The 25,273-nt window shown below is 60.0% G+C and carries 23 protein-coding genes and 1 tRNA gene; 21 read left to right on the forward strand and 3 right to left on the reverse strand.

The window, feature by feature from the left end:
• Window positions 1-44 precede the first annotated feature (44 nt).
• Window positions 45-131: transfer RNA gene (locus EII30_RS00925), tRNA-Leu, on the reverse strand.
• Window positions 132-243: 112 nt separating this feature from the next.
• On the reverse strand, window positions 244-777 hold the full coding sequence (locus EII30_RS00930; protein ID WP_124885446.1) for an NUDIX domain-containing protein: 534 nt from the start codon (window positions 775-777) through the stop codon (window positions 244-246).
• Window positions 778-865: 88 nt separating this feature from the next.
• Here EII30_RS00930 and EII30_RS00935 point away from each other — a divergent pair, with 88 nt between their 5' ends.
• Genes EII30_RS00935 through EII30_RS01005 form a run of 15 tightly spaced genes read left to right on the forward strand, consistent with a single transcriptional unit; the run spans window position 866 to window position 19,755 of the window.
• Window positions 866-2,206 carry a M20/M25/M40 family metallo-hydrolase gene (locus EII30_RS00935; protein ID WP_124885447.1) on the forward strand — a complete coding sequence of 447 codons (1,341 nt, stop codon included), beginning with the start codon at window positions 866-868 and terminating at the stop codon, window positions 2,204-2,206.
• Between the two features lie 17 nt (window positions 2,207-2,223).
• Window positions 2,224-3,111, forward strand: a complete 888-nt coding sequence (locus EII30_RS00940; RefSeq protein WP_124885448.1) for an undecaprenyl-diphosphate phosphatase — start codon at window positions 2,224-2,226, stop codon at window positions 3,109-3,111.
• Entirely contained in the window at window positions 3,112-4,365 is a 1,254-nt protein-coding gene (gene mshC, locus EII30_RS00945; protein ID WP_124885449.1) for a cysteine--1-D-myo-inosityl 2-amino-2-deoxy-alpha-D-glucopyranoside ligase, read from the forward strand. It begins immediately after the preceding gene.
• Window positions 4,362-5,099: an HAD family phosphatase gene (locus EII30_RS00950; protein WP_124885450.1), complete on the forward strand. Its 738-nt coding sequence runs from the start codon at window positions 4,362-4,364 to the stop codon at window positions 5,097-5,099. The genes mshC and EII30_RS00950 overlap by 4 nt, the downstream gene beginning before the upstream one ends.
• 2 nt (window positions 5,100-5,101) lie before the next feature.
• Window positions 5,102-6,184 (forward strand): tRNA (adenine-N1)-methyltransferase, encoded by a 1,083-nt coding sequence (locus EII30_RS00955; RefSeq protein WP_124885451.1) that lies wholly within the window; start codon window positions 5,102-5,104, stop codon window positions 6,182-6,184.
• Between the two features lie 59 nt (window positions 6,185-6,243).
• Window positions 6,244-7,221 carry a hypothetical protein gene (locus EII30_RS00960; RefSeq protein WP_124885452.1) on the forward strand — a complete coding sequence of 326 codons (978 nt, stop codon included), beginning with the start codon at window positions 6,244-6,246 and terminating at the stop codon, window positions 7,219-7,221.
• Between the two features lie 10 nt (window positions 7,222-7,231).
• Complete coding sequence (locus EII30_RS00965; RefSeq protein ID WP_124885453.1) at window positions 7,232-9,460, forward strand: YafY family protein; 2,229 nt, start codon at window positions 7,232-7,234, stop codon at window positions 9,458-9,460.
• A 16-nt stretch (window positions 9,461-9,476) separates the two neighbouring features.
• Window positions 9,477-10,292 (forward strand): twin-arginine translocase subunit TatC, encoded by an 816-nt coding sequence (gene tatC / locus EII30_RS00970; RefSeq protein ID WP_233569221.1) that lies wholly within the window; start codon window positions 9,477-9,479, stop codon window positions 10,290-10,292.
• Window positions 10,289-12,787 carry an RNA helicase gene (locus EII30_RS00975; RefSeq protein WP_199731530.1) on the forward strand — a complete coding sequence of 833 codons (2,499 nt, stop codon included), beginning with the start codon at window positions 10,289-10,291 and terminating at the stop codon, window positions 12,785-12,787. The genes tatC and EII30_RS00975 overlap by 4 nt, the downstream gene beginning before the upstream one ends.
• Before the next feature lies 1 nt (window position 12,788).
• Window positions 12,789-14,381, forward strand: coding sequence for an apolipoprotein N-acyltransferase (gene lnt / locus EII30_RS00980; RefSeq protein ID WP_124885454.1), 1,593 nt, complete (start codon window positions 12,789-12,791; stop codon window positions 14,379-14,381).
• Window positions 14,378-15,139, forward strand: coding sequence for an SDR family oxidoreductase (locus EII30_RS00985; protein ID WP_124885455.1), 762 nt, complete (start codon window positions 14,378-14,380; stop codon window positions 15,137-15,139). The genes lnt and EII30_RS00985 overlap by 4 nt, the downstream gene beginning before the upstream one ends.
• Before the next feature lie 19 nt (window positions 15,140-15,158).
• A complete protein-coding gene (locus tag EII30_RS00990; RefSeq protein WP_124885456.1) occupies window positions 15,159-16,886 on the forward strand; it encodes a class I SAM-dependent methyltransferase in 1,728 nt (575 codons plus the stop codon).
• Window positions 16,887-16,898: 12 nt separating this feature from the next.
• Window positions 16,899-18,206 carry a histidinol dehydrogenase gene (hisD, locus tag EII30_RS00995; RefSeq protein WP_124885457.1) on the forward strand — a complete coding sequence of 436 codons (1,308 nt, stop codon included), beginning with the start codon at window positions 16,899-16,901 and terminating at the stop codon, window positions 18,204-18,206.
• Window positions 18,206-18,706 carry a transcriptional regulator NrdR gene (gene nrdR / locus EII30_RS01000; RefSeq protein ID WP_124885458.1) on the forward strand — a complete coding sequence of 167 codons (501 nt, stop codon included), beginning with the start codon at window positions 18,206-18,208 and terminating at the stop codon, window positions 18,704-18,706. Before hisD ends, nrdR begins: the two co-directional genes overlap by 1 nt.
• 2 nt (window positions 18,707-18,708) lie before the next feature.
• Complete coding sequence (locus tag EII30_RS01005) at window positions 18,709-19,755, forward strand: quinone-dependent dihydroorotate dehydrogenase (protein WP_124885459.1); 1,047 nt, start codon at window positions 18,709-18,711, stop codon at window positions 19,753-19,755.
• 6 nt (window positions 19,756-19,761) lie between these two features.
• Here EII30_RS01005 and EII30_RS01010 read toward each other — a convergent pair whose 3' ends face one another.
• Window positions 19,762-20,328: a DUF3043 domain-containing protein gene (locus EII30_RS01010; protein ID WP_124885460.1), complete on the reverse strand. Its 567-nt coding sequence runs from the start codon at window positions 20,326-20,328 to the stop codon at window positions 19,762-19,764.
• Between the two features lie 164 nt (window positions 20,329-20,492).
• Between EII30_RS01010 and erpA the strand changes: the two genes are divergently transcribed.
• From erpA to EII30_RS01040, 6 genes are all read left to right on the forward strand, one after another.
• Window positions 20,493-20,843 (forward strand): iron-sulfur cluster insertion protein ErpA, encoded by a 351-nt coding sequence (gene erpA / locus EII30_RS01015; protein ID WP_124885461.1) that lies wholly within the window; start codon window positions 20,493-20,495, stop codon window positions 20,841-20,843.
• A gap of 191 nt (window positions 20,844-21,034) precedes the next feature.
• Window positions 21,035-21,892 carry a cytochrome c oxidase subunit II gene (gene coxB, locus EII30_RS01020; protein WP_124885485.1) on the forward strand — a complete coding sequence of 286 codons (858 nt, stop codon included), beginning with the start codon at window positions 21,035-21,037 and terminating at the stop codon, window positions 21,890-21,892.
• Window positions 21,893-21,897: 5 nt separating this feature from the next.
• Entirely contained in the window at window positions 21,898-23,544 is a 1,647-nt protein-coding gene (gene ctaD, locus EII30_RS01025) for a cytochrome c oxidase subunit I (protein ID WP_199731531.1), read from the forward strand.
• A 6-nt stretch (window positions 23,545-23,550) separates the two neighbouring features.
• Entirely contained in the window at window positions 23,551-23,976 is a 426-nt protein-coding gene (locus EII30_RS01030) for a cytochrome c oxidase subunit 4 (protein ID WP_124885463.1), read from the forward strand.
• 34 nt (window positions 23,977-24,010) lie between these two features.
• Entirely contained in the window at window positions 24,011-24,454 is a 444-nt protein-coding gene (locus EII30_RS01035; RefSeq protein WP_124885464.1) for a GNAT family N-acetyltransferase, read from the forward strand.
• Window positions 24,455-24,535: 81 nt separating this feature from the next.
• The gene (locus tag EII30_RS01040; protein ID WP_124885465.1) at window positions 24,536-25,018 is read left to right on the forward strand and encodes an amidase family protein; all 483 of its coding nucleotides are present in this window, start codon (window positions 24,536-24,538) and stop codon (window positions 25,016-25,018) included.
• The last annotated feature ends 255 nt before the right edge of the window (window positions 25,019-25,273 follow it).

A 25,273-nucleotide genomic window follows, 5' to 3' on the forward strand; every position in this document is an offset into this window, starting at 1 on the left:
AACAGCCTCCAATTTGATAACTCAGATTGGAGGCCGTCTGTTTGTGCGCGAGGGGGGACTTGAACCCCCACGCCCGATATGTGGGCACTAGCACCTCAAGCTAGCGCGTCTACCTATTCCGCCACCCGCGCGTGTGTTTGACATCTGCATCAAGACAACAGAGATAAATCTAGCACGGTTTTATTATGCGGTGCAAACCCGATATTTTTGCTCAGCGTGTTCGGGGTATTTCTGAGACGGTGCCTAGGCGGTGGCGGCGAGCGCGGGCAGCACGTGCTGCTGGCTGAGCGGGGCGAGATTTTTGCGGTGCTGGGTTTGTGGATCCGCAAGCGACACAAACTCGAGCTCTGCGATCTCAGCCTGCGGCGCCGCATCGCCGGTAACCGGATCCGCGTAGACAAAGACGTGGGCGATAAGTGCTGTGTTTGCCTCGTTTGCGGCGATTGTTTTGACGGTGCCGAAGCTTTTCAGGCGCGCCGGATCCAGCTCCAGACCGAGCTCCTCTCGCACCTCGCGGATCGCGCAGTCAAACGGTGACTCTGCGGGTTCTGGTTTGCCGCCCGGCAGCATAAACATGGTTGTGTGCTGTTTTCTGACGTGCAAAACAGAGCCGTTGCGGCCGCGAAGCACAACGGCGCTGACGGTGATCTCGGGGGCTGTGCTGGCGGCAGTCTCGGGGGCTGGGTTGGCGGCGGTCTCGGCGGTTGTGTCGGCGGCGGTTTCGTCAATTGTGCCGGAGGCGGGCTCGGAGGCGGGCTCGGATGCGGGTTTAAGCATTCCACAATTTTACCCGCTACACAGAAAATCCCCGCCGAAAATCCCCGCCAAGCAGAAAGCTTGCAGCCTGCGCAGCTAGGCTTAAACTATGTCGCTTGTTAACCCACAACAAAAACCTGACAGCAGCCCGGGGGAGCCCGTGCCTTTGGCGTGTGTTTCTGAAACCGCGAGAATCGCCGCTGACCTGATCCGTATCGACACCAGCAACCGTGGGCAGGGGGACGCGAACCCGGAGCTGCCCGCCGCCGAGTATGTTGCCGAGTACCTGACCGGGCTTGGCTTAAAACCGCAGTTTTTTGAGTCCGCTCCCGGCAGGGTGAGCGTTGTCACCAGGGTCCCGGGTGCGGATCCGACACTGCCTGCGCTGGTGCTGCACGGCCACCTCGATGTTGTCCCGGCGGATCCGGCAAACTGGTCCGTTGACCCGTTCGCGGGTGTGATTAAGGACGGGATGCTGTGGGGGCGTGGCGCCGTTGACATGAAGATCATGGACGCGATGATGCTCACCGCCGTTGCTGAGCTGCTGCGTGCGGGTGAGTTGCCGCGGCGCGAATTGATATTGGCGTTCTTTGCGGACGAGGAGAACGGCGGTGTGTTTGGTAGCCAGTGGCTGGTAAAAAACCACCCGGAGGTGTTTGCAGGGGCGGCGACCGCGGTTAGCGAGGTCGGAGGATACTCTGTGCACTTTGGTGACAAGCGTGCGTATCTCTTACAGACCGGTGAAAAATGTCTTGACTGGGTGCGGCTGACCGCGAAGGGGACAGCCCAGCACGGCAGCAGTATTCCGCTAGATAACCCGCTGACGAAGCTCGCGAGGGCGGTTGCGAGGGTTGGCGACCACGAGTGGCCGGTTGAGCTGACACCAACAACCGCCGAGCTTTTGCAGCAGATTGAGCAGCTGACGGGGCCGGGCTCACCAACCGAGCTGGTTGCCCGGGCCGGTGCCGGATCCGGTTTCCTAAAATCGAGCCTCAGGGTGACAACCAACCCGACCGTGCTCGACGCCGGATACATGCACAATGTTATCCCCGACACGGCCGGCGCGATAGTGGATATGCGCTCCCTGCCGGGCAGTCGTGAGGCGGCGATGCAGAAACTGGTTGAGCTGGTTGGAGACGACGCCGACATAACCCCGATCTTTAGTGGGAAGGGGATGGAAACCGACTTCAGCGGTGAGCTGGTTGAGGCGGTGCGGGAGAGCCTTTTGCGTCACGACCCGGAGGCGGTTGTGTTGCCCTACCTGCTCTCCGGCGGCACAGATAACAAACACCTCTCAGATATTGGTATTGTTGGATACGGCTTTGCGCCTCTCAAACTCCCCAGGGACATGGATTTTCCCGCCATGTTCCACGGCGTTGACGAGCGTGTGCCGCTGACCGCAATAGATTTCGGGCACCGTGTGCTGCTTGATTTCTTGCGCACCTACTAACTTTTGACGAGGACAATTTGAACCTATTTGAGGCAATCGTGCTGGGAATTGTGCAGGGGCTCACCGAGTTTCTGCCAATTTCGTCTTCGGCGCACCTGCGACTAACCAGTCAGCTGCTCGGCATCGGCGACGCCGGCAGCTCCTTCACCGCGATCACGCAGCTCGGCACCGAGGCTGCCGTGGTTGTGTTCTTCTGGCGAGATATTCTGCGCATTGTGAAGGCGTGGTTCGGTTCCCTGTTTGGGCGGGTGGATCGCGGCAACTCCGACGCTAAAATGGGCTGGTGGATCATCCTGGGTTCTGTCCCTATCGTCGTCTGCGGTGTGCTGTTTGAGCACCTGATTGATTCATCGCTGCGCTCGCTCTGGTTTGTTGGGGCGATGCTGATTATCTTCGGTATCCTGTTGGGCATCGCTGACCGGCTGGGGCGCAGCGACCGACAGTTAAGCTCACTAACCGCAAAACACGGCATTATTTACGGCCTCGCGCAGGCTTTGGCGCTGATCCCCGGTGTTTCCCGCTCCGGCGGCACAATCACCGCGGGCCGTCTGCTCGGCTACTCGCGGGAGGCTGCCGCGCGCTACAGTTTCCTGCTGGCAATCCCCGCGGTGGTTGGATCCGGCGGCTACAAACTCTATAAGTCGTTGAAGGAGCCCAGCACGGTGCCGGGAATGCAAACCCTGGTTGCCACGATTGTTGCCTTCGCGGTTGCGATTGCGATTATTAAGTGGTTTATGAGCTACATCTCAACCCGTAGTTTTATGCCATTCGTGATTTACCGGATCGTGCTTGGTGCGGTTATTCTGGTGCTTGTCGCAACCGGTGTGCTGCAGGCGGACGGCGGTATCACAGTTGCTGAACAGTCGCAGCTGACGACTGTAACCCACCCGATCGGAGCGAAATAAATGCGTACCTGGACGGCGCCTGAACTGCCCGAGCTGAGCGAGATTCTAAAACCGGCTGAGGCTCCTAAGCTGTTTAACACGGCAACGGGCAGGATCGAAAACCTGTGTGTGAAAGACAATCTCGCAACCCTCTATGTTTGTGGGATCACACCCTACGACGCAACCCACATCGGTCACGCCTTCACCTATCTGACCTACGACATGCTGCAGCGTGCCTGGTTGGACGCGGGAGTTGAGGTGGCGTACGCACAAAACATCACCGATGTTGATGATCCGCTGCTGGAGCGCGCAAACAGCACAGGCGTTAACTGGCAGGAGCTGGCCGCAGAGCAGATTGCGCTGTTCCGGTCCGATATGCACAGGCTGAACATGCTGCCGCCAACCCACTTCACCGCGGTTACCGAGGTTATCGAGGATATTGCCGAGACGGTTTTGCGGCTAGAGAAACAGGGTATTGGCTACCGTGTGCCAACACCAGACGCTGACACGGACGATATCTACTTTGACATCAGCAGGGCAGAGGAGCTGAGCCCGTGGCGGCTCGGCGATGTTGCGCACTATGAGCAGTCAGAGCTGCTGATTTTGAGTGCGGCGCGGGGCGGCGACCCGGACCGTCCGGGGAAGCGTAACCAGCTGGATCCGCTGCTGTGGCGTGCAGCACGCGAGGGGGAGCCGAGCTGGGACACCGTCGTCGGTAAGGGACGCCCGGGCTGGCATATTGAGTGCGCGGTGATTGCGCAGCAGGCTTTGGGAACACCGTTTACTGTGCAGGGCGGCGGGCACGATCTGATCTTCCCGCACCATGAACTGTCCGCTGCGAGCGCCGCGGCCGTCACCAATACACCGCTTGCGCACCTCTACTCACACACCGCGCTGGTTTCCTACCAGGGCTACAAGATGAGCAAGTCGCGCGGCAACCTGGTGTTTGTTTCGAAGCTGCTAAACAGTGGCGCTGAAGGATCCGCGATCCGCCTCGCCCTGCTCGGTCACCACTATCGCACCGAGTGGGAGTGGTTTGACCGAGACCTGGAGACGGCGAAACAGCGGTTGAATAACTGGCGGGAGCTTTTGCACTGGAAACCGGCGGAGCCGGTTGAGAGCACAACCGTTGTTGCGCAGCTGCGGGCGGCGCTTGCGAACGATCTTGATACGCCGCTAATGCTCGCGATTGTCGACGGCGCGGTTACTGTCGGGGTTGATAATCCGGAGCTGCTTGCGAAGGCGATTGAGCGGCTGCTCGGGGTTAGCCTGTGACCGGGGTTTTTGCTGATTCTTTACGTCAGGCTCCGGCTGCTGTGCTGTGGGATCTAGACGGCACAATCATCGACTCGGAGCCGCTGTGGCTTAACACCGAACAGCAGATGCTGGCGCGTTACGGCCTAAAACTGACCGATGAGGTTGTTGAAAAAATGGTCGGCATAGATCTGCGTGACGGCGCGCAGCTGTTTCAACGCCTGGGCGTGCCGTTGACCGTTTCAGAGATTATCGGCGAGTGGGTTTCGGGTGTCACCGAACAGATGTTGCGTGGGGAGGCCGCCTGGCGCCCCGGTGCTAGGGAGCTGCTGGCCGAGGTACGAGCGGCCGGTGTCAGAAATGCGCTGGTGACCATGTCGACGTTCGCGATCGCCAAGCGGGTCACCGATTTGCTGCCCGCGGGCACCTTCGACACGGTTGTTGCGAGGGATCATGTGACCCGCGGAAAACCGCACCCCGATGCCTACCTGATGGCTGCCGAACAGCTCGGGGTGAGCGCCGCAGACTGTTTAGCGTTTGAGGACTCCCGCACGGGGCTGACCGCCGCTAGCGCCGCCGGTGCCGTATCTGTCGGTGTTAAACACCTGCAGGAGCTTCACGATGTTCCCGCTCACGCCGTAATTCCATCGCTTTTAGGCTTCGGGTTTGCGGATCCGCAAGGGGGCTCGGTATTAAGTGTTTTTGCTGCTAACTACAAAAGAGAGCCGCACCCTGGCGGCTACTGTGAGGTATAGAAATGACTACTGCGCGCGGACCGTTTGTGTACGGTGACCGGATCCAGCTGAGCGGGCCAAAGAATAAACGCTACAGTATTACGCTGCACCCGGAGGGGGAGTTTCACACCCACTGGGGTGCGATCCCGCACAGTGACATTGTTGGTCGCCCCGACGCTTCGATCCTGACGATGCCGGGCGGGGAGGAGTTTCTCGCGATGCGCCCGCTTTTGCGTGACTGGGTTATGGCGATGCCGCGCGGCGCCGCAATTGTCTATCCGAAGGATGCCGCCCAGATTGTTTCCCTCGCCGATATTGCGCCTGGCCTGCGGGTGATTGAGGCGGGTGTTGGATCCGGTGCCCTGTCTCTGCATCTGCTGCGGGCGCTCGGTTCATCCGGGGAGCTGCACTCGATTGAGATCCGCGACGAGTTTGCGGACATTGCCGCCGCAAACATTGCCGCATACTACGGGGGAGAAGCACCGGAGAACTGGCGGTTGAGCGTTGGTGCGCTGCAGGAGCGGCTGCCCGAGCTTGAGGAGCCAGGCAGTGTTGACCGGGTTGTGCTCGACATGCTCGCCCCGTGGGAGTGTGTTGACGCGGCGGCGGATGCGCTGGTTGCGGGCGGTGTTTTGCTCGCCTATGTTGCAACCGTCACCCAGCTGTCCAGGTTTGTTGAGGCGGTGCGGGCAACCGGCCGGTTCACCCACCCGGAGTCACAGGAGAGTATGGTGCGCGGCTGGCACGTTGAGGGTCTCGCTGTTCGGCCGGATCACCGAATGGTTGGGCACACCGGGTTCCTCGCGATCGCCCGCAAACTCGCCGATGGCACGGTGCTGCCGGAGCTGAAGCGTCGCGCCTCAAAATCGAACTACTCGGAGGAGGACGTTGCCGCCTGGACACCCGATATGGTCGGTGAGATGGTTAAGAGCAACAAGGTTTTGCGCAAGAAGGTGAGGGACGCGCAGCGTTTCGCAGCCCAGCGCGGCAACCCCGGTGACGGCACCAGCGAGCAGGTAGCGCAGCAACCGGAGGGGACCGCGCCACAGCCCGAGCAGGGTGCTGCCCAGTGGGCTGCTGAGACGCCTGCTGACGGCACCGAATAGCTTGCCACCCGGCCGCGTTTCTCAAGTACAATATCTCTAGCAGTTATTGAAAGGTCACTATGCGTCGCAGACTTACCACCGCTCTCACCCTGGGTGCGCTAGCGCTGACTGTTTCAGCGTGTTACAACAAGCCGATTAACGGGGTTAAAGACCCAAACGCGTGCGATCCGGTGTTTACCGCTGGCGCAGTGAGCAACGAGATCGCAACCGCCGCGGGCAGCAAACTGCCTGAGGAGTTGCGGGTGGATCCGGAAAGCGCCGTCACCCAGGTGCAGGCAACCGCGAAATCTGTGCAGCAGAGCGACAAGGCTAAAGCCGCGGTCAGCTCCGGTCAGCAGGTGAAGAAGGTGAAAACAGACGAGCTGGTTTCTGTTGCCTTCACAATCTACGACGGCGGTTCCGGTCAAGCGCTAAACCCGCAGTCAAGCAGCGTTTTTGTGGATATGCAGCTGGATGTTAAGGGTGTCCCAAAAACCCTGCTCGACATGCTCACCTGCCAGGAGACCGGCTCCCGCGTCACCGCGGTGCTGCCTCCTTCTCAGTCAGCGGAACTGTTTGCCGGCTTTAACAGCGCAGCGCTGCAGGCGGATCCAACCCAGCCACAGCACGCGGTGATTGTCGCCGATATCTACAACACCGGCTCGAAGCTGCCAGCGGGCGCAAACAAGTCACTGCCAGCCGGTTACCCGGCCGTGACCGCAGCCCCTAACGGACGCCCCGGCGTTGTTATCCCACCAACCCCGCAGCCGACAGAATCAACCGCTGCCGCTCTCATCGAGGGCACCGGCTCGGAGCTGAAAGCTGACCAGGGTGCGGTTGTTAACATCCTGCACCTCAGCTGGCAGGGGATTGTGCTGGAAAACACCTGGGACACAGCACCCGAGCCGATCGCAGCGGAAAACACCCTCGACACCCACGTTATTCGCCCGCTTTTGACCGGGTTCCCGGTTGGTTCGCGGGTGGTTGTGATGGTGCCGGAACCCGCGGCTGACACAACCCACGTCTACGTTGTAGACATTCTGCTCGCAAGCAACTAACCCTCCACAGATGGCAAGAAAGCCCCGGTCAGCAGTCACAGCAACGCAGCGCGTCTACCGCCTGAAACTGTTTTTGCTGGAGCACGGTGGGCTGTTTACGCACCGCGATATCCGTGGCGCCGTAGCTGACTATCAGGGTGAGGGCGGATCCGCCACCCGCAGCAAAAAACTGGAACGCGACCTCGAACTGATCGCGAAAACCGGCTGGGAGCTGCAGCCTGAGGGGTTCCGCGAGGTGTTTCGGGGCAGGGAGCAGCTGTATCGCCTGCGGGTTTCTGACTCGCTGCTGCCGCTGCAGCACGCAGACGGGCGGCCTGCGTTTACCCCGAAACAGTTGGCGCTGCTGCGAGCAGCCGCCGAGAGCCTGCACAGCACCGTCTACCACGATGACGCGCTAGAGATTCTAATGCGGATCACGGCAGCCGAGGAACGATTCTCGGTGCAGCTGCAGCATCTCCCGGTGGCGCTGGAAAAGCAGCACGTCAACGCAACCGCGCGCGCGGCTTACCGGGCGATGCGGCAGCAGAAACAGCTGCGCTTTCACTACTATGCGCCAAAGTATCGGAAGCTGCCCGGCCATGCCATGGCGGTGAAACAGATTTCGGTGTGGCGGGTTGAGAGCCTTGAGGGCAAACTGTTTATTATCGGTTTTGATCACCGGGTTGGTGAGCCGCGCACCTACCTGCTTGACCGGATTGGGGAGTATCGGCAGCTCAACCTGAAGGCTAAACCGGTCTCTGACGAACTGCTGCAGCGCGCCAAAGACGCTTTCTTACAGCACCGCGAAGAGCAGACGGCGACGCTCGTGATTGACCCGGATCAGCCCGGCGCTAAATCGCTTATGGCGCTGCCTGACGCGGTTCACACACCGCTCAGGGAGGATGATGGCGGATCCGCCAAAAACCCTCGCGCCCTGTTGCTAACGCTAAAAACCCACGATCTGCGCCTGCTCGCCGCGAGCGTTGTGCAGCACAGCGAGGCGGTGCTTGAGGTTCGCACTCCCGAGCTGCGAGAGGCGGTTGGGGAGCTGCTTAACACCGTGATCGACCAGCACAGCGGTGCCGCGGCCGATGAGGAGGTTTTGGCGCAGCTGACGCGGGAACGGAAAACCGATCTGCGCTCTGCCGCCGGCGCGTTAACCCAGCAGCAGAAATCGCAGCTTGCCGAGTCGCTTTTGTTTATGCGGCCGGAAGTGTATCCGCTCGCGGAGCTGGCGAACGCCCTCGGCCTGCACGACAGCAACAGCAACATCTCCGACCTGAAGGCGGTGTGCGAGGTTCTAGAGACGAGCTACGATGTGCGGGTGCTGATTGCGGGCGATGCCGAGGAGCTAACAATTGAGGTGCTGGAAAGCGCCGGGGTTGACCGCTTCTACGGTTTTAACCGCCGTCACACAACGGTTCTGTCGTATCCGCTGCAGCGCCTCGCCGAACTGCTCAGCGGCGACTGGCTGGCCGAGCACCGCGAGCTGTTGAAAACACTCGGGCTGAGCGAGGCGGATCCCGCGGCGGCTGAGGTGGCATCTGAGGGGGCTGCGGCCTCTGAGCTCGGGGAGGATGAGGCAGCGGATCCGGCGGTGGATCCCGCGATCCTGCACAGCAACCTACAAACCCTGTTTAGCGCGGCGCTAAACCGCGAAACCGTCCGCTTCAACTACCTCAACCTGGCGGCGGAGGTGAGTTCGCACAGCGGGATTCCGAAAGCGATCTTTGAGGACAACGGCGACTGGCTGCTGCGCATGTGGTCGCCCGCCAAACAGCAGCACGCAAACTACCGCTGCCGGGCAATTATTGGCGCGGCCGCGAAGGTCGCTACGGCGGCGGGGGCGGATCCACAAACCACCGCCGCTGAGACCTCGATGCCGGAGAGCGAACCGGGGCAGCACCAACCAGCAGACAACCAGCAGGGGCAAGGCGGGCAAGATCGGGGCGGATCCGGGCAGCACCGGCCGGGGCAGGTTGTCACGGTTGTTATCTCACCGCCCGCGGAGTGGACACTAATGAGCCGCGACCCACGCTATTTGGTTGCGCGAGAGTCCGGTAACAGTGTTGCGCTGGTGACGCTGTTTGACTACGCGAGCGCGGCGGTGACGCTGGTGAAGCGCGCGCCGGGGCAGGTTTGGTTGCCGATTTTGCCGCCCGCCGATTACGCTCACCGGCTCGATCCAGCCGTCCAGGATTATTGGTGTGAAAGCGTGCTTAACTGGGCAGGTGAGTTACAGCGGCGACTGGTGCGGTAGGCTAAACTACTTAGTGATGAGCAGCTCAAAACGTAAACGCAACCCCGAGGGTAGGATGGGTCTTGGCGCGCACCTGCTTGAGCTGCGCAAACGCATTGTGATTTCCGCGCTGGCGATTGTTGTTGCGATGGTCGGCGGCTGGTTTCTCTCCGACATGGTCTGGGATTTTTTGCGCCTACCGGTGATTGAGATTGCCGCCGAATACAACCGGCAAGCACAAATCACCTTCTCCGATGTCACCTCGTCGTTCGACCTGAAGCTGAGGATCTCGTTCTTTATCGCGGTTTTGATCGCGGCTCCAATCTGGCTGCTGCAGGTGTGGCTGTTTTTCGCGCCGGGGTTAAAACGCAAAGAGAAACTGTTCGCGGTTGGGTTTATGGTGAGCGCGATTCCGCTGTTTGGGGCGGGCTGCTATGTTGCCTGGATGGTGCTGCCGAATATTGTGCGGATCCTTAGCGTCTTCAGCTCCAGCCAGGACGCGCTGCTGCTTGACGCCCGCAACTATCTCGATTTTGCGACAAAACTGATCTTCGCGATCGGCGTCGGTTTTGTGCTGCCGGTGTTTATTGTGCTGCTGAACATGATGGGGATTCTCAGCGCGAAAAGCATCTGGCGCGGTTGGCGTGTTGCCGTCCTCCTGGTTGTGCTGTTCACCGCCGCTGTCACCCCGGCAGCTGACGTGATCAGCATGTTCCTGCTCGCGATCCCGATGATTCTGCTCTACTTTATTGCCGGTCTGATCGCGCTGCGCCACGATAAGCGCCTCGAAAAGAAACAGGCCGCAGAGTTTGCGCCCTACGCTGACGCCGACAGCAGAGACAGCGCGGCATGAGCGACAACACCGAAAACAGTGTCGACCCGCAGGGGTGTGATGGGGCTGAGGCTTTAGAGCTGACCGAAGCGAGCGAAGCAGTTGAACTGAGCGAGACAGCCGAGGCAGCTGAGGCGCGCGAGGCGGTCGACTTCTTTGAGTCGCAGCTGAGCTACCGGCTCGATGGTTTCCAACGCCTCAGCTGTGAAAAACTTGCCGCCGGCTCAAGCGTCCTGGTTGCGGCACCAACCGGATCCGGTAAAACAACCGTCGCGGAGTTCGCAGTCTGGCTCGCCCGCCGCGAAAGCGACACCCGCGTCTTCTACACGGCCCCGATTAAAGCCCTGTCAAACCAGAAATACAGCGAACTTGCGGCGGTTTACGGCGACGACCAGGTGGGTCTTTTAACCGGTGACGTTAACATCAACCAGTCCGCACCGATTCTGGTTATGACAACCGAGGTGCTGCGCAATATGATCTATGCGGATCCGGAGCGGCTCGCCGATCTCAGCTGCGTTGTGCTTGACGAGGTGCATTTCCTGGGGGATCCACACCGCGGCGCTGTCTGGGAGGAGATTATTCTGCACCTTCCCGGCCACGTCAGACTGGTTGGGCTGAGCGCAACCGTCTCCAACGCGGAGGAGCTTGGCGACTGGCTGCACTCGGTGCGGGGTGACACCGAGGTGATTATTAGCGAGAGCAGGCCGGTGCCGCTCTACCAGCACGTACTAACCGCCAGGTCGCTCTTGCCGCTGAAGCGCAAGGGCAAACTGAACAGCGAGATTTTGCGGCTGAAGAGCAGCGGGCGTGATCTGGGCGTCGGGCAGGATCGCGGCCGGGGCGGCCGGGGCAGCTGGGACGACAACGAAGGTCGGGGACACCGGGGTGGCCGTCGAGATCGGGGTGGCAGACGTGACAGAGGCCTCGGCGCAGGGGGCGGTCGGGGTCGAGATCGCAGCAATGAGCGTGGGCGTGAGAGCGGATCCCGCCAGGCAGCTGGCGGCGGCAGGCTGAAGATCTCCCGGCCAGAGATGATCCACGCACTGCGGGGTGCTGACCTGCTGCCCGCGATCGTCTTTATTTTCAGTCGGAACGGCTGCGATCAGGCGGTTAGGCAGTGTCTCTGGGAAGGGATTTCGCTGACCACCGAGGAGGAGCGTCAGCAGATTAAACGGCTTGTGACGGCGGCAACCGCTGAGCTTAGCCGTGAAGAAAAACGGGCACTGCGGCTGCACGAGTGGCAGCGAGCGCTTGAGCGTGGGATAGCGTCACACCACGCAGGCCTTTTACCACTGTGTAAATCACTGGTTGAGCAGCTTTTCCAGCAGAAACTGGTGAAGGTTGTGTTTGCGACTGAAACACTCGCTCTCGGCATCAACATGCCGGCGCGCAGCGTTGTGATTGAGAAGCTTGAAAAGTTTAACGGCGAGACCAGGGTGCCGCTGACCAGCGGCGAATACACGCAGCTGACCGGGCGTGCGGGCAGGCGAGGCATCGATGATGAGGGGCACGCGATTGTGCTTTGGGACGCGAGCATTGACATTAACAACCTCGCCGAGCTCGCCGGTGACCGCTCATACCCGGTGCAGTCGAGTTTTAAACCGACCTACAATATGGCGGTTAACCTGCTGTCCAGGCGCAGTGTCAGCCAGGTTGTGACGGTGCTGGAGCGCTCCTTCGCGCAGTTCCAGACCGACCGGTCGGTTGTGCAGGCGGCCGAGTTTGTACAAAGCGCCGAAAAATCCCTGCAGGGCTACGAGCAGGCGATTGCCCGCGCAACCACCCAGGCGGATAAGAAACGCTGGATTGATCGGGCAAAGAAACTGCAGCGCAAAACCGCGAGGCTGCGCAGGCGAGTACACCACGAGGTTGGGTCAATCGCCAGACAGTTCAACCGTGTCTGCGAGATGCTGGTTGAGCTCGGTTACCTGCGGGAGATAACCGTCGATGACAGTGGCGATCTTGTGCCAACCGTGTGGGGCGCGGTTTTGCAGCGGGTTTACGGGGAGCGGGCGTTGCTCGCAACCGAGTGTCTCAGGCGCGGTGTCTGGCAGCGATTGAACGCCGAGGAGCTCGCGGTGATGTGCGGGGTTTTAAGCTATGAGCCGCGACGGGTCGTTTCCGGCTACTCGCAGGAGCCGCCAACCGAGGACTGGATCGACGCCTACGATAACACGCTGCGCATCTGGGCTGAGCTCGACTACGCTGAGGAGCGGTTGCGATTGCAGCGCACCGAGATGCCCGAGTCGATTCTCGGGTGGGTTGTGCGCGACTGGACCAGGTTCCGCCCGCTCGATGAGCTGCTGCGTGACAGCGGGCTCAGCGCCGGTGACTATATCCGCTGGATGAAACAGACCGTTGACCTGCTCGACCAGCTGATTAACGCGGCGATCACAGCGGCAAAACACCCCGATCTGAGCGAGGGCGAGGCAGCGAGTTTCCAGAGTTTTGAGCAGATTGCTAGAGAGGCGAAGCGCAGGATCCGCTACGGCATAATCGAGAACAGCGGTGTCTAGCGTGGCGACAGAGCGGGGTAGAAGCGGGATTTTAACGCGGCTTGGGATGCTCGCGGCGGCAGCGCTGTGCGGGTGGTGTCTTGACCTGGCGAGCCCCGACACAGCGATCTGGCCGCTCGGCATATTCGCGGCTATGGTCTTTAGTGCGCTGCTGCTCGCCGCCCGGCCGCTGTTTGGTGCGCTGATCGGGTTTGTTTTCGCTCTCGCGTTTTGGCTGCCGCACATCAGCTGGCTGACACTCTACCTCGGGCCGGTGCCCTGGCTCGCGTTGGCGTCGGTGATGGTGCTCTGGGCGACACTGTTCGGCGCGCTTGTGCCGTTTCTGACGCGCGTCACACTGCGCTGCTACCGTTCACGCGGTGCTCGCACCGTTGTTATCACGCTGCTGCTCGCAGGCAGTTGGGTTCTGCGAGAACTGTTGCAGGCTGCTGTGCCATACGGCGGTTTCAGCTGGGGCAGGTTCGCGGCGACACAGGTTAACTCGCCGTTTATTGAGGCGGTTTCGTGGTTCGGAATCGCCGGTTTCACCGGTGTTTTCCTCTTCCTGGTGCTGCTCCCGGTGAGCTGGGTCTACCTGGTTTTCGTGGTGGATCCGCCCCTCACCCGCAGCTTCTTCGCCCCGGCGTGCTCGCTGCTCGGGGTGCTCGCACTCGCGCTGGTGCCGCTCTACACAACCCCGAAAACCGGTGAAATCACGATCGCTGGCGTGCAGGGAAACAGCAAGTCCGGGATTTTTGATGACCGGGAGAACGGATCCGTTTTCGCCGATCACCTGGCGGCGAGCAAAACCTTGCTCGAGGGGGAAGAAACAAAGCTTGACCTGATCGTCTGGCCGGAGAACGCCGCCGAGTTCAACATTGACGAGAGCCCGCTGCATCGACAGCGACTGGTAAAACTCGCCGAGCAGGCTGACGCGCCGATACTGGTTGGCAGCGTGCTCGCCGACCCGGTTAACGGCAGTGACAAACCCCGATACACTAACTCGGCGCTGCTGTTTAACACCGACGGTAAAACCCTTGTGCGCTACGACAAAATCAACCCCGTGCCGTTTGCGGAATATATGCCACACCGGGAGTTTTACCGCGCACTCGCGCCCGAGCTGGTTGATCTGGTGGCGCTCGACTACAGCCACGGCCAAACCCCCGCCGTTGCCGAGCACCGTGGCACACGGCTCGGAATTGGAATCTGCTTCGACATAACCTTCGACCGGCACGCTGAGCTTTTGGGAAGCGACAACGCGGAGTTGATTCTGGCGCTGACCAACAACGCCGATTTTGGGAAAACCGACGAGAGTGCCCAGCAGCTCGCCCTGACGAAACTGCAGGGGATTGCGCTGGGGCGCTCGGTTGTTAACATCTCAACCGTCGGGATGAGTCAAATTCTGGATCCGTCCGGTCACAGCCTGGTTGCGATCCCGGCACATCAGGCGGGAACAATCGTGGCGAGTGTGCCGATCCACTCAGAAAAAACCGCCGCAACCCAGTTCGGGGCGCTGTTGAGCGCGCTGTGGTGTGCCGCAGTCTGTGCGCCGCTCATCAATTTTCGGTTTTATCAAGTACGCTTTAAGCAACACAACCTGAAGGAGAAACATTGAATCCACTGGCTGCTCAATCGCTTTCTGGTAAGCGGGCGCTCGTTACCGGATCCTCACGCGGCATCGGCGCTGACACTGTGAAGTATTTCGCTGAGGCGGGCGCGGACGTTGTAATCAACTACCGCTCAAAAGCACCCCGCGCTGAGAAACTCGCCGAGAGCTTGCGCGAGCTCGGTGTGCGTGCGCTAACCCTCGGAGCGGACCTCACCGACAAGGATTCTGTGCAGGAGATGGCGGACGCTATCAAAAATGAGTATGGCGGGCTCGACATTCTCGTAATGAACGCATCAGGCGGTATGGAACGCGGAATGGCGGAGGATTACGCAATACAGCTCAACCGTGACGCACAGGTGAACCTGCTGACAACCATGCTGCCGCTGCTCGGCGAGGGCTCGCGGGTGGTTTTTGTAACCAGCCACCAGGCACACTTTATTCGCACAACACCGACTATGCCGGAGTATGAGCAGGTTGCGCTGTCAAAGCGCGCCGGTGAGGATGCGCTGCGTGAACTGATCCCGACCCTTGAGGAGCGGGGGATTGGCTTCACCGTTGTGTCGGGTGACATGATCGAGGGCACTATCACCGCAACCCTGCTGGAGCGTGCAAACCCGGGCGCGATTGAGTCACGCCGTGAGGGTGCAGGCAAGCTCTACAACGTTGCCGAGTTTGCGGCCGAGGTAGCCCAGGCTGCTGTGGATCCGGTGCCAGCTGACAACACCAGACTGGTTGGTGACACCTCCGACTTCAACGGTGTTTAACGAACCGGGTGACAACCCAGTGGCAGCTCCAAGCGAGTCGTTAGACGCGCGGGTGGATCCGCTGGGCGAGGCGCCGGTTGCTTCACCGGTGGATCCGCGGGCTGAGGCGCTGGTTTATGCGCTGCGGCGGGATCTGCTCGTCGCCGAATACAGCGAGGAGCGGCTGCTCTCGCTCGTCAGCGAGAGCGCACGCCGCGCCTGCCTGCAGGGTTACACCGCGGCAGCGGCTGCGGAGCTAAACGCCAGAATCGAGGCGGCGGATAGCGTGGACCCCGCGGACTCGGTAGCGCCCGCTATCGCGAACCCCGCGGACCCGGCAGGGAACGCGAACCTGTCGGTGCCCGCGGATCCAGCGGCAACCATCGCGCTGCTGTTCTTCGCGGGCGAGCCCGTCTCGGAGGCGAGGCTTGCTGCGGTGTTCAGCCAGCTCGGAGTTGCCGGGCTGAAAACACTCGGGCTTGTCACCGAGACAGGAAGCGGTTACTTCCGGGCGGCGCTCTCTCTAACCCCGCTGCAAATGCGCGGTAAAACACCCGGTGAAACCGTTAACACCTGGTTTATTAGCGACCTCGACGATCACCTCCGGCAGAAAGCCGCGAGGCAGGATCACGTGATGGGGATCGGGGGAGCAACCCGCGCACTGCTAAAGCAACTGCCGAGGGGGAGTTTTGGATCCACAAGCGCAGATAACAGCCCCAGTCAACCCGAACCGTTTACTAGCGCGCTCGACCTCGGAACCGGCTGCGGTGTAATCGCGGTGCAGCTCGCGCAGTTTAGTGAGTGCGTTGTTGCGACCGACACGTCCGACCGAGCGCTAAAGCTCGCGCGACTGAACCTGCGACTGAACGCGATTAGCAGTGTAACCCTGCTGCAGGGTAGCCTGTTCCAGCCGGTGGCAGGGCAGCGGTTCGATCTGATCGCATCCAATCCACCGTTTGTGATAACCCCGGGCGGCAGCGACTACGAGTACCGGTCGAGCGGTTTCAGTGGCGACGGGCTTGTGCAGCAGCTGCTGACCGGTGTTCCCGAGCATCTTCGTCCGGGCGGCGAGTTTGTTTCGCTCATCAACTGGGAGGTGCACTGGGGCAGCGACCGTTTTGCGCGGCCAGCGTCCTGGGTTGAGCGCCTTGCTGGCGTGCACACCTGGCTGATTGCCAGGGAGGTTATGGCGCCGCTCGATTACGCGATGATGTGGGCGCGTGATGGCGGATCCGCCCAGCACAGCAGCGAGTTTGACACGCGGGTGACCGCCGCGCTGCGTGATTTTCAGGAGCGTAAAACCGTCGCGGTTGTGATGGGTTCGGTGCGGATAATCGCGGCCGAGACGAAGCACTCGCACAGGGCCGCGACGATCACGGGGCAGCTGGCAGCCGGGGATGTGGGTGACGAGCTGAGCCGGATCCACCGCCTCGCAGTGCAGCTTGAAAATCTTAGACTGCAGCAGTTTTTGGGGCACCACTTTATTACCCAGGGGAGTCCGCAAGAGCACAGAAGATACCGGCCAGGTCAAGAATCCCCGAATAAGCTGTGGCTCAGTGTGGCATCGCCCTTCGCTCAGCAGTTCGAGGTGGATCCGCTGGTCGCCGCCGCGGTCGGTGCGAGCGACGGGGACCTCACCCTCGGACAGATCGCCGCCGCCCTCGCCGAACTGTTTAGTGTGCCCGCCGCTGAGTGCTACGCCGCGCTGCACACAGAATTTCTGGAGCTGGTGTGGGCGGGTGTTTTGGTGACCGAGATACAGCAGTAGAATTAAAGCACTATGCTTAGAGTTGAAGACCTTAGAAACAGCGATTTATCAACCCGGTTGCTGCTTAGCACTGTGCCGCGCGCGAGCCTTGACACGGCGAAGGCGGTTGAGCTGGTGAAGCCGCTAATCAGCGATGTTGCCGAGCACGGTGAGCAGGCTCTCCGCGCCCAGGCAGCACGGTTTGATGGTGTGACCGGGCATAATATCCGGGTTTCTGAGGGGGAGATTGAGCGCTCGGTGAGCGAGCTTGCGCCCGCACTGCGTGACGCGCTGCAGCAGATGATCGCGCGGGTTCGAAGCGGATCCGCCGCGCAGGTGCCCGAGTCGCAAACCACCGAGCTGGCAAACGGTGCGCGGATTGTGCAGCGCTGGCGCCCGGTTAACCGCGTTGGCCTGTACGTGCCGGGCGGTAAAGCCGTCTACCCGTCGAGCGTTGTGATGAACGCGGTTGCCGCGCAGCAGGCGGGCGTTAAAAGCATCGCGCTGGCGTCACCTGTGCAGCAGGAGACAGGGAGTGTTCACCCGGTTATTCTCGCGGCCGCCGGTCTGCTCGGAATCACAGAGGTTTACGCGATGGGCGGCGCCGGAGCAATCGCCGCCTTCGCCCACGGAGTGCCCGAGATTGGGCTGCAATCGGTTGACGTTGTAACCGGTCCCGGCAATATTTTTGTGGCTGCGGCGAAGCGCGTTGTGAACGGCATCGTCGGCATCGACTCGGAGGCGGGAACAACCGAGATTATGGTGCTTGCAGACGCGGGGGCGGATCCACAGCTGGTCGCCGCCGACCTGGTCAGCCAGGCCGAGCACGACGAGGCCGCCGCGGCGGTGCTCGTCACCGACAGCGAGCAGCTTGCTGAGGCAGTGCTGGAGAGTGTGCAGCGGATCGCGGCGGTCACCGAGCACGCGGAGCGCGTTGAAAAAGCGCTCACCGGCCCGCAGTCCGCGATTATCCTGGTGAAAGACACCGATCAGCTGGTTGCGGTCGCAAACGCCTACGCGGCTGAGCACCTGGAGCTGCAGGTTTCTAACCCCGCCGAGCTGCTGGAGCGGATCGACAACGCCGGCGCCATCTTTGTTGGAGCAAACAGCCCAGTCAGTCTGGGTGATTACCTCGCCGGCTCAAATCACGTGCTGCCAACCGGCGGTACCGCCCGCTTCGCGTCAGGGCTTGGCGCTTACACATTCCTGCGGGCACAGCAGGTAATTGAGTACTCGCGTGAGGCGCTTGCGGAGGTTCTGCAGCCGCTTCGGGTTATCGCCGAGGCGGAGGGACTACCGGCGCACGCCGCCGCCGCTGCCGCCCGATTTGAGGGAGAGTAATGCGCTGCCCATTCTGCAAGAACCCAGACACCCGAGTAATTGACACACGAGCAGCCGACGACGGCCTGATGATTCGCCGCCGCCGCGAGTGCCCAGAGTGCTCAGGCCGGTTCAGCACAACCGAGACGGCGACCCTGATGATTCAGAAGCGGGGCGGATCCACCGAGGAGTTTAGCCGCCGGAAGGTTGTTGCCGGAGTTAGCAAGGCCTGCCAGGGTAGACCCGTAACCTCCGATGACATCAATAAACTCGCGCAGGATGTTGAGCAGAATCTGAGGGCGACCGGTAACTCACAGTTTGACACGCATCAGGTTGGGCTCGCGATTCTGCCGCACCTGCGCGAGCTCGACCAGATCGCCTATCTGCGGTTTGCGAGCGTCTACCAAAACTTCCAGAACCTTGAGGATTTTGAGCGCGCCATTATTCAGCTGCGCTCAGAGGATCCTGAAACGCAGCTCGTTCAAGAAACCGGTGCACCGAGAAAAGGAGAAACCCGCTAACCATGTCACTCTATCGCTTCTTTTTCAACAGTGTGCTGCGCCGCCTCGACCCGGAGGACGCGCACCGGCTCGCCGGCTACGTGATTAAGGGGCTGCCGATTGTGGGGCCGGTTGTGCGGGCGGTAACAAAGCCGGATCCGAGCCTGGCCGTGACGGTTTTGGGTAAGCGGTTTGCTACGCCGTTCGGGCTCGCCGCCGGTTTTGACAAGAACGCGACAGAGATTACGGGGCTCGGGTTGCTCGGTTTCGGGCACGTTGAGGTTGGTACGCTGACTAAATACGCCCAGCCGGGCAACGAAAAACCGCGCATGTTCAGGCTTGTTGCCGATCAGGCGCTGATTAACCGGATGGGCTTCAACAACGGCGGCGCTGCTGCTGCGGTGCCGCGGATCACGCGCGCTAGGCTGCGGAAGAATCGCCCCGTCATCGGTGTAAACATCGGTAAGAGCCGGGTTACGCCGGTTGCTGACGCGGTTGCCGACTATGTGCACAGCACCCAGCTGTTAGCACCGCTTGCCGACTATATCGCGGTTAACGTTAGCTCCCCAAACACACCGGGTCTGCGCGGTCTGCAGGAGCTCGACCAGCTGCAACCACTTCTCAGCGCGGTTAAGGAGAACGCCGGAAAAACCCCGGTGCTCGTGAAAATCGCGCCCGATCTTGACAGTGAACAGATCAGGGGCATTGTTGAACTCGCGGTGAGCCTCGAACTCGACGGCATTATCTGCAACAACACAACCATCTCACGCGAGGGCCTAAAAACTCCGGTGTCGCGGGTGCAAGAGATCGGGGCGGGTGGACTCTCCGGGGCACCGCTGAAAGAACGCTCACTGGCCGTGCTGCGTGAGGTGCGCGCCGCCGCGCCTGCTGGGTTTGCGGTTATCTCGGTCGGGGGAGTGAGCAGCGCTGAGGACGTTGTCGCTCGCCTGGATGCTGGCGCCGATCTTGTGCAGGGCTACACCGCGTTTATCTACCAGGGGACGCTGTGGGCGCACAAAATCAACCGACAGCTGGTGAAGCTCGGCTGGCGGGGGAACACGGCTCGTTAAAGCAGACTAGCTTGGGTAGTCGCCGCGCTTAACCTGCGGCTTTGGCAGGCGCAGGATCCGTAACTGGGCTGCGCGACTGATCGCGTACCAGCGGAAGCGGTTAACGTTCTCTGCGCCAAACTTTCGCTCCAGCGCCTTCTTCAGCTTCAGCGTCATAAAGATTGAGTCGAGCACAACCAGACCGACAAAGGTCCAGAGGAAGATCATGCTGTAGACGGCGATGTTGCGCGGCAGCAGTGTGAGGATCAGCACAACCAGCATCACCGGGATTAAAAGCTCGCCAATGTTCCAGCGCGCATCAACCCAGTTGCGGATGAAGCGGCGCTGCGGCCCCTTATCGCGGACGGTTAGGTAGCGTTCCTCGCCCTGCGCCATGCCAACGCGGGCGCGGTCACGGGCACGCGCGTACTCTTCGCGGGCGCGTCGCTTCGCCTCTTTACTGCGATCGCCGATCAGCGGCCGTTCCTTGCGAGCCTGTGCCTCTTTTCGGGTCGGTGTTGGGCGGCCCTTGCCAACCGTCTGCTGACGCTCGCCAGTGCTCTCGTCGCTGGTTTTGTGCTGATCTGTTGCCACGGATTATCCTCGCAGTGTTTTGATACGACTTACAGATCAATACTACCGGCTTTTGCGTGAACAACGGACCTGATTCGCTGCTCGCTAAATTAGGGTTTTAACCAACTGAATGCGGGGCTGTAGAATGGTTAGACAGAGTTTTTCAGCGTGAAAAGGAGTGCGCCATGAGCGTTGCGGCAGAGATTCCGACACACGGCGTATCTTTGACCGATGCGGCAAGAGATAAGGTTCGCAGCCTCCTAGATCAGGAGGGTCGGGATGACCTGCGACTGCGGGTTGCGGTGCAGCCGGGCGGTTGCTCAGGTCTTATCTACCAGCTCTATTTTGATGAGCGGATCCTTGACGGCGACGCGGTTGTTGATTTCGACGGTGTTGAGGTGGTTGTTGATGAGATGAGCGTCCCGTATCTAAACGGTGCTTCGATCTCGTTTGAGGACACCATTGAAAAGCAGGGATTTACGATTGACAACCCAAACGCGCAGGGCAGCTGCGCGTGTGGCGATAGTTTTAGCTAAAAATTTTTCCAGCGTGATTTCAAGGAAAAATGCATAATTATTCACCAAAACGGCGGCGTGTGTCCTGAGAACTTCCTGAAAGGCGGTAAGCTATCAGGGAGTAATCAGGTTTTTATTGCCGTTGGTAATTGCCGTTGGGAATTGAACCTGGGACACACTTTGAAAGGGATCCAGTGCGTGCTACACGTCGAATGAAATGGTTAACAGCAGCAGCTGCTGCAAGCGCTGCGCTGTTGCTTGCTGGTTGCTCACCAGCACAGCAGCGAGGCTTCCTACCAGAAGGTTCAGAGGGAGCTACTAATCACACCTCCGCGCTCACAGGAATTTGGACAACATCCTGGATTGTGCTGCTCGGTGTGGGTGTTCTGACCTGGTCTTTGATCATTTGGGCTGCAATCGCGTATCGCCGTCGCAAGGGTGAAACCGGTGTTCCTGTGCAGCTGCAGTACCACATGCCGATTGAGACATTCTTCACCGTGGTGCCGGTTATCTTCATCCTCACCTTCTTTGCCTTCACCGCAAAGACACAGAGCGCGGTTGAGGAGCCGATTAAGAACCCTGACACCCGTGTTGAGGTAATCGGTAAGCGCTGGGCGTGGGACTTCAACTACACCGACGAGGACGTTCACTTCTCCGGTGTGCAGGTGCAGACCGACGAAAAGGGCTCACCAACCGAAGACACAATGCCTGTTCTCTACCTGCCGGTTAACAAAACCACCGAGATCAAGCTTGAGTCACGTGACGTGATCCACTCCTTCTGGGTTGTTGAGTATCTTTACAAGAAAGATATGATCCCCGGTAAAACCAACTACATGTACTTCACCCCAACCAAGACCGGCACCTTCGTTGGTAAGTGTGCTGAGCTCTGTGGTGAGTACCACTCAATGATGCTTTTTGAGGTGAGGGTCGTTGAGCAGGAAGAGTACGACGCGTACATCGCTAGCCTGCGCGAGAACCCTGACAACCGAGGTCTGCTCGGCCTTGAGTACAACCCGAACCAGAATCTTCCGGGAGACAGTGTTCCCGGAGAAGAAAGTCATGAGGGATAACCAAAATGAAGAAGGGTAACGTAGTCGTTTCGTGGCTGACGTCCACGGACCATAAAGTTATCGGGTACATGTACCTGATCAGCTCGTTCTTGTACTTCCTCGTCGGCGGTATGATGGCGTTGATTATTCGTGCTCAGCTGTTTGCTCCGGGCCTTGAGGTTGTTGCCACCAAGGAACAGTTCAACCAGCTGTTCACAATGCACGGCACAATCATGCTGCTGATATTTGCAACACCGCTGTTCGCCGGTTTCGCTAACGTGATGCTGCCGCTGCAGATCGGCGCTCCGGACGTGTCATTCCCGCGTCTTAACGCTTTCGCGTTCTGGCTCTACACCTTCGGTTCACTGATCGCTGTTGGTGGCTTCCTCACCCCACAGGGTGCGGCATCATTCGGCTGGTTTGCATACGCACCACTGTCAAGCGAAACCTTCTCACCGGGCATCGGCGGAAACCTCTGGGTGCTCGGCCTGGGCATCGGTGGTTTCGGCACAATCCTCGGCGGTGTTAACTTCATCACAACCATCCTGACAATGCGCGCACCTGGTCTGACCATGTGGCGGATGAGCGTGTTCACCTGGAACACCCTGATCACCTCGATCCTGATCCTACTGATCTTCCCAGTGCTCGCGGCTGCGATGCTCGCGCTTGCCTCAGACCGTATCTTCGGTTCCCACGTCTACGACGTTGAAACCGGTGGTCCGATCCTCTGGCAGCACCTCTTCTGGTTCTTCGGCCACCCAGAGGTTTACGTTATCGCGCTGCCGTTCTTCGGCATTGTCTCCGAGATCTTCCCGGTATTCAGCCGCAAGCCAATCTTCGGTTACAAGACACTTATTTACGCAACAATCTCGATTGCTGCGCTGTCAATGACCGTGTGGGCTCACCACATGTTCGTCACCGGATCTGTGCTGCTGCCGTTCTTCGCCCTGATGACAATGCTCATCGCGGTTCCGACCGGTGTAAAGATCTTCAACTGGGTTGGCACCATGTGGCGCGGATCCATCACCTTCGAAACTCCGATGCTCTGGGGTATCGGTTTCATGGTGACATTCGTGTTCGGTGGTCTCACCGGTGTAATCCTCGCGTCACCAGCGCTTGACTTCCACCTGTCAGACTCCTACTTCGTGGTTGCTCACTTCCACTACGTAATCTTCGGCACCGTGGTGTTCGCGATGTTCGCTGGCTTCTTCTTCTGGTGGCCAAAGTGGACAGGCAAGCGCCTCAACGAGCGCCTCGGCAAGATCCAGTTCTGGCTGCTGTTCATCGGCTTCCACACAACCTTCCTGGTTCAGCACTGGATCGGTGTGATGGTTATGCCACGTCGTTACTACACCTACCTGCCAGAGGATGGTGTCACCTGGATGAACCAGCTGTCAACCGTTGGCTCAATCATCCTGGCGATCTCATTCCTGCCATTCCTGCTCAACGTTTACATCACAGCGCGCAGCGGCAAGAAGGTATTGTCAGACGACCCGTGGGGCTTCGGCCGCTCACTCGAGTGGGCAACAAGCTGCCCACCTCCTCGCCACAACTTCAACGCGATCCCGCGGATCCGCTCAGAATCACCTGCGTTCGATCTGCACCATCCAGAGGTTAGTGGAATTGAGCAGGTCAAACCGGTTCAACCAGCACTCAGTGAATCTAGGGGATAACCAGTAATGAAATCCAACATTGTTATCTACGGTATTCTTACCGGCTACTTCGCGCTGCTGGCGTCAATCTACACCTTCTGGCACATGTCAGCCTACAATGGCGAGATTGAGTGGGCAGGAACCCTCTGCATCCTCGGATCAGGTTTCATGACCGCGTTCTACGTCGGCTACCTGCGACTTCACTACAAGAAGCAGGGCGGTGAGCTGCACGAGGATCGACTCGACGCAGACATCGACGACGCGGATCCAGAGCTCGGAGAGTTCAGCCCGTGGAGCTGGTGGCCACTCGTGCTCGCCTTCGGTATCGCAATCGTTACCCTCGGTCTGTGCATCGGTGTCAACTACTGGCTCGCATTCTACGGTGCACCGCTCGTGCTCGTGGGTGTTGTCGGTTTGATCTTCGAGTACTACCGCGGCAACTTCGCCCGCTAGTTGAACTCTCGTTTAGGTAGAGTACAATCACACTATGATGATTTCAATCCGTCGAGGCCAGCCTGAAGACGCTCCCAAGCTCTTCATGCTGGCCTCACAGTATCAGACCGGCCGTGAACCAATCACCCGTGACGAGTTCACCATCACACTCGACAACATCCTCAGATACCGTGAACAGGAAACAAACGTGCTGTTCATCGCAGAGATCGAAGGAGAGGTTGTCGGCTACTCGCTGATGACCGTGTCACGGCTGCTGCACGCGCCAGGCCTCACCGCCCACCTGCAAGAAATCGTGGTCGATAAAGAATCACGCAAACAGGGCATCGGTGACAGGCTGATGGCAGCAAACGAGCACTACTGTATGGGACGCGGCGTCCGCCAACTCTCCGCAGTAACCAGCCACATCGGCAGCTTCTACAACCATCGCGGATTCGAACCAATCGGCCAGCACTACCGCAAAGTGCTAGAAATCGGTTAACGCACACTTACACAGTCCCGCGCCCCGCAGTATCCGCTGTGGGGCGCAACTGTACCCCCCGCCCAGCACTACTATAGAACCATGACATCCCAGAAAGGTTCCAAGCTACCGTTTCTAACCGCGGCAAAGACAGCCGCGGCAGTGCAGGCGGGCAGTATCAGCGCTACACAGGTGACAAGCGCTGCGCTTGCCCGTATCGCGGAGCTGAATCCGCACACACAGGCCTTCAGCGAGGTGTGGGAGGACCTCGCGCTGCGGGTCGCAGCTGAGATCGACTGGGTTGACGGATCCACCCGCAAGAAACTGCCGCTGGCCGGTGTGCCCTTCGCTGTGAAGGGGAGTACCGAGCTTATGCACCCGGTTAATGTGCTGCTGCTTGCGGCGGGTGCTGTGCCGATCGGGCGCACCCATATTCCGCAACTGTGTGTTTGGGGGATTACAGACAGTACAGAGGCGACCGTGCAGAACCCGCTCTACCCGGGGCGGACACCGGGCGGTTCCTCCGGCGGTGCCGCGGCCGCTGTTGCTGCGGCTTTTCCGTCCCGAGTTCGCGGCGGATCCTGACCCCGGGGTGAATTCAGCGCTTGAGTCGGCTCCTGTCGTTAAAGCGGATCCAGCGCATGTAGCGGATCCAGTGCTCAGCGGCGTCAGGATCTTCTCTGACGTGAGAAGCGCGACGCTGGGTATGCCTGTTTCAAGAACAGTTAAAAAGGCGGTCAGCGGGGCTGCTGTCGGTGACGGTCGAAAAGTAGCCCAAAATGACGGGCGAAAAGTAGCCCAACAAACGTACTGCTATTCTACCTCTGTTCTAGCTACATG

This window comes from Leucobacter sp. OH1287 (genome assembly GCF_003859945.1).
In the GTDB taxonomy this organism is placed as follows: domain Bacteria; phylum Actinomycetota; class Actinomycetes; order Actinomycetales; family Microbacteriaceae; genus Canibacter.

Bases quoted from the DNA above. Each gene is read 5' to 3' on its own strand.
- EII30_RS00930 (WP_124885446.1), bottom strand. From the start codon at position 777: ATGCTTAAACCCGCATCCGAGCCCGCCTCCGAGCCCGCCTCCGGCACA.
- EII30_RS00935 (WP_124885447.1), top strand. From the start codon at position 866: ATGTCGCTTGTTAACCCACAACAAAAACCTGACAGCAGCCCGGGGGAG.
- mshC (WP_124885449.1), top strand. From the start codon at position 3,112: ATGCGTACCTGGACGGCGCCTGAACTGCCCGAGCTGAGCGAGATTCTA.
- EII30_RS00955 (WP_124885451.1), top strand. From the start codon at position 5,102: ATGACTACTGCGCGCGGACCGTTTGTGTACGGTGACCGGATCCAGCTG.
- EII30_RS00960 (WP_124885452.1), top strand. From the start codon at position 6,244: ATGCGTCGCAGACTTACCACCGCTCTCACCCTGGGTGCGCTAGCGCTG.
- EII30_RS00965 (WP_124885453.1), top strand. From the start codon at position 7,232: ATGGCAAGAAAGCCCCGGTCAGCAGTCACAGCAACGCAGCGCGTCTAC.
- tatC (WP_233569221.1), top strand. From the start codon at position 9,477: ATGAGCAGCTCAAAACGTAAACGCAACCCCGAGGGTAGGATGGGTCTT.
- EII30_RS00975 (WP_199731530.1), top strand. From the start codon at position 10,289: ATGAGCGACAACACCGAAAACAGTGTCGACCCGCAGGGGTGTGATGGG.
- hisD (WP_124885457.1), top strand. From the start codon at position 16,899: ATGCTTAGAGTTGAAGACCTTAGAAACAGCGATTTATCAACCCGGTTG.
- nrdR (WP_124885458.1), top strand. From the start codon at position 18,206: ATGCGCTGCCCATTCTGCAAGAACCCAGACACCCGAGTAATTGACACA.
- EII30_RS01005 (WP_124885459.1), top strand. From the start codon at position 18,709: ATGTCACTCTATCGCTTCTTTTTCAACAGTGTGCTGCGCCGCCTCGAC.
- erpA (WP_124885461.1), top strand. From the start codon at position 20,493: ATGAGCGTTGCGGCAGAGATTCCGACACACGGCGTATCTTTGACCGAT.
- coxB (WP_124885485.1), top strand. From the start codon at position 21,035: ATGAAATGGTTAACAGCAGCAGCTGCTGCAAGCGCTGCGCTGTTGCTT.
- ctaD (WP_199731531.1), top strand. From the start codon at position 21,898: ATGAAGAAGGGTAACGTAGTCGTTTCGTGGCTGACGTCCACGGACCAT.
- EII30_RS01030 (WP_124885463.1), top strand. From the start codon at position 23,551: ATGAAATCCAACATTGTTATCTACGGTATTCTTACCGGCTACTTCGCG.
- EII30_RS01035 (WP_124885464.1), top strand. From the start codon at position 24,011: ATGATGATTTCAATCCGTCGAGGCCAGCCTGAAGACGCTCCCAAGCTC.
- EII30_RS01040 (WP_124885465.1), top strand. From the start codon at position 24,536: ATGACATCCCAGAAAGGTTCCAAGCTACCGTTTCTAACCGCGGCAAAG.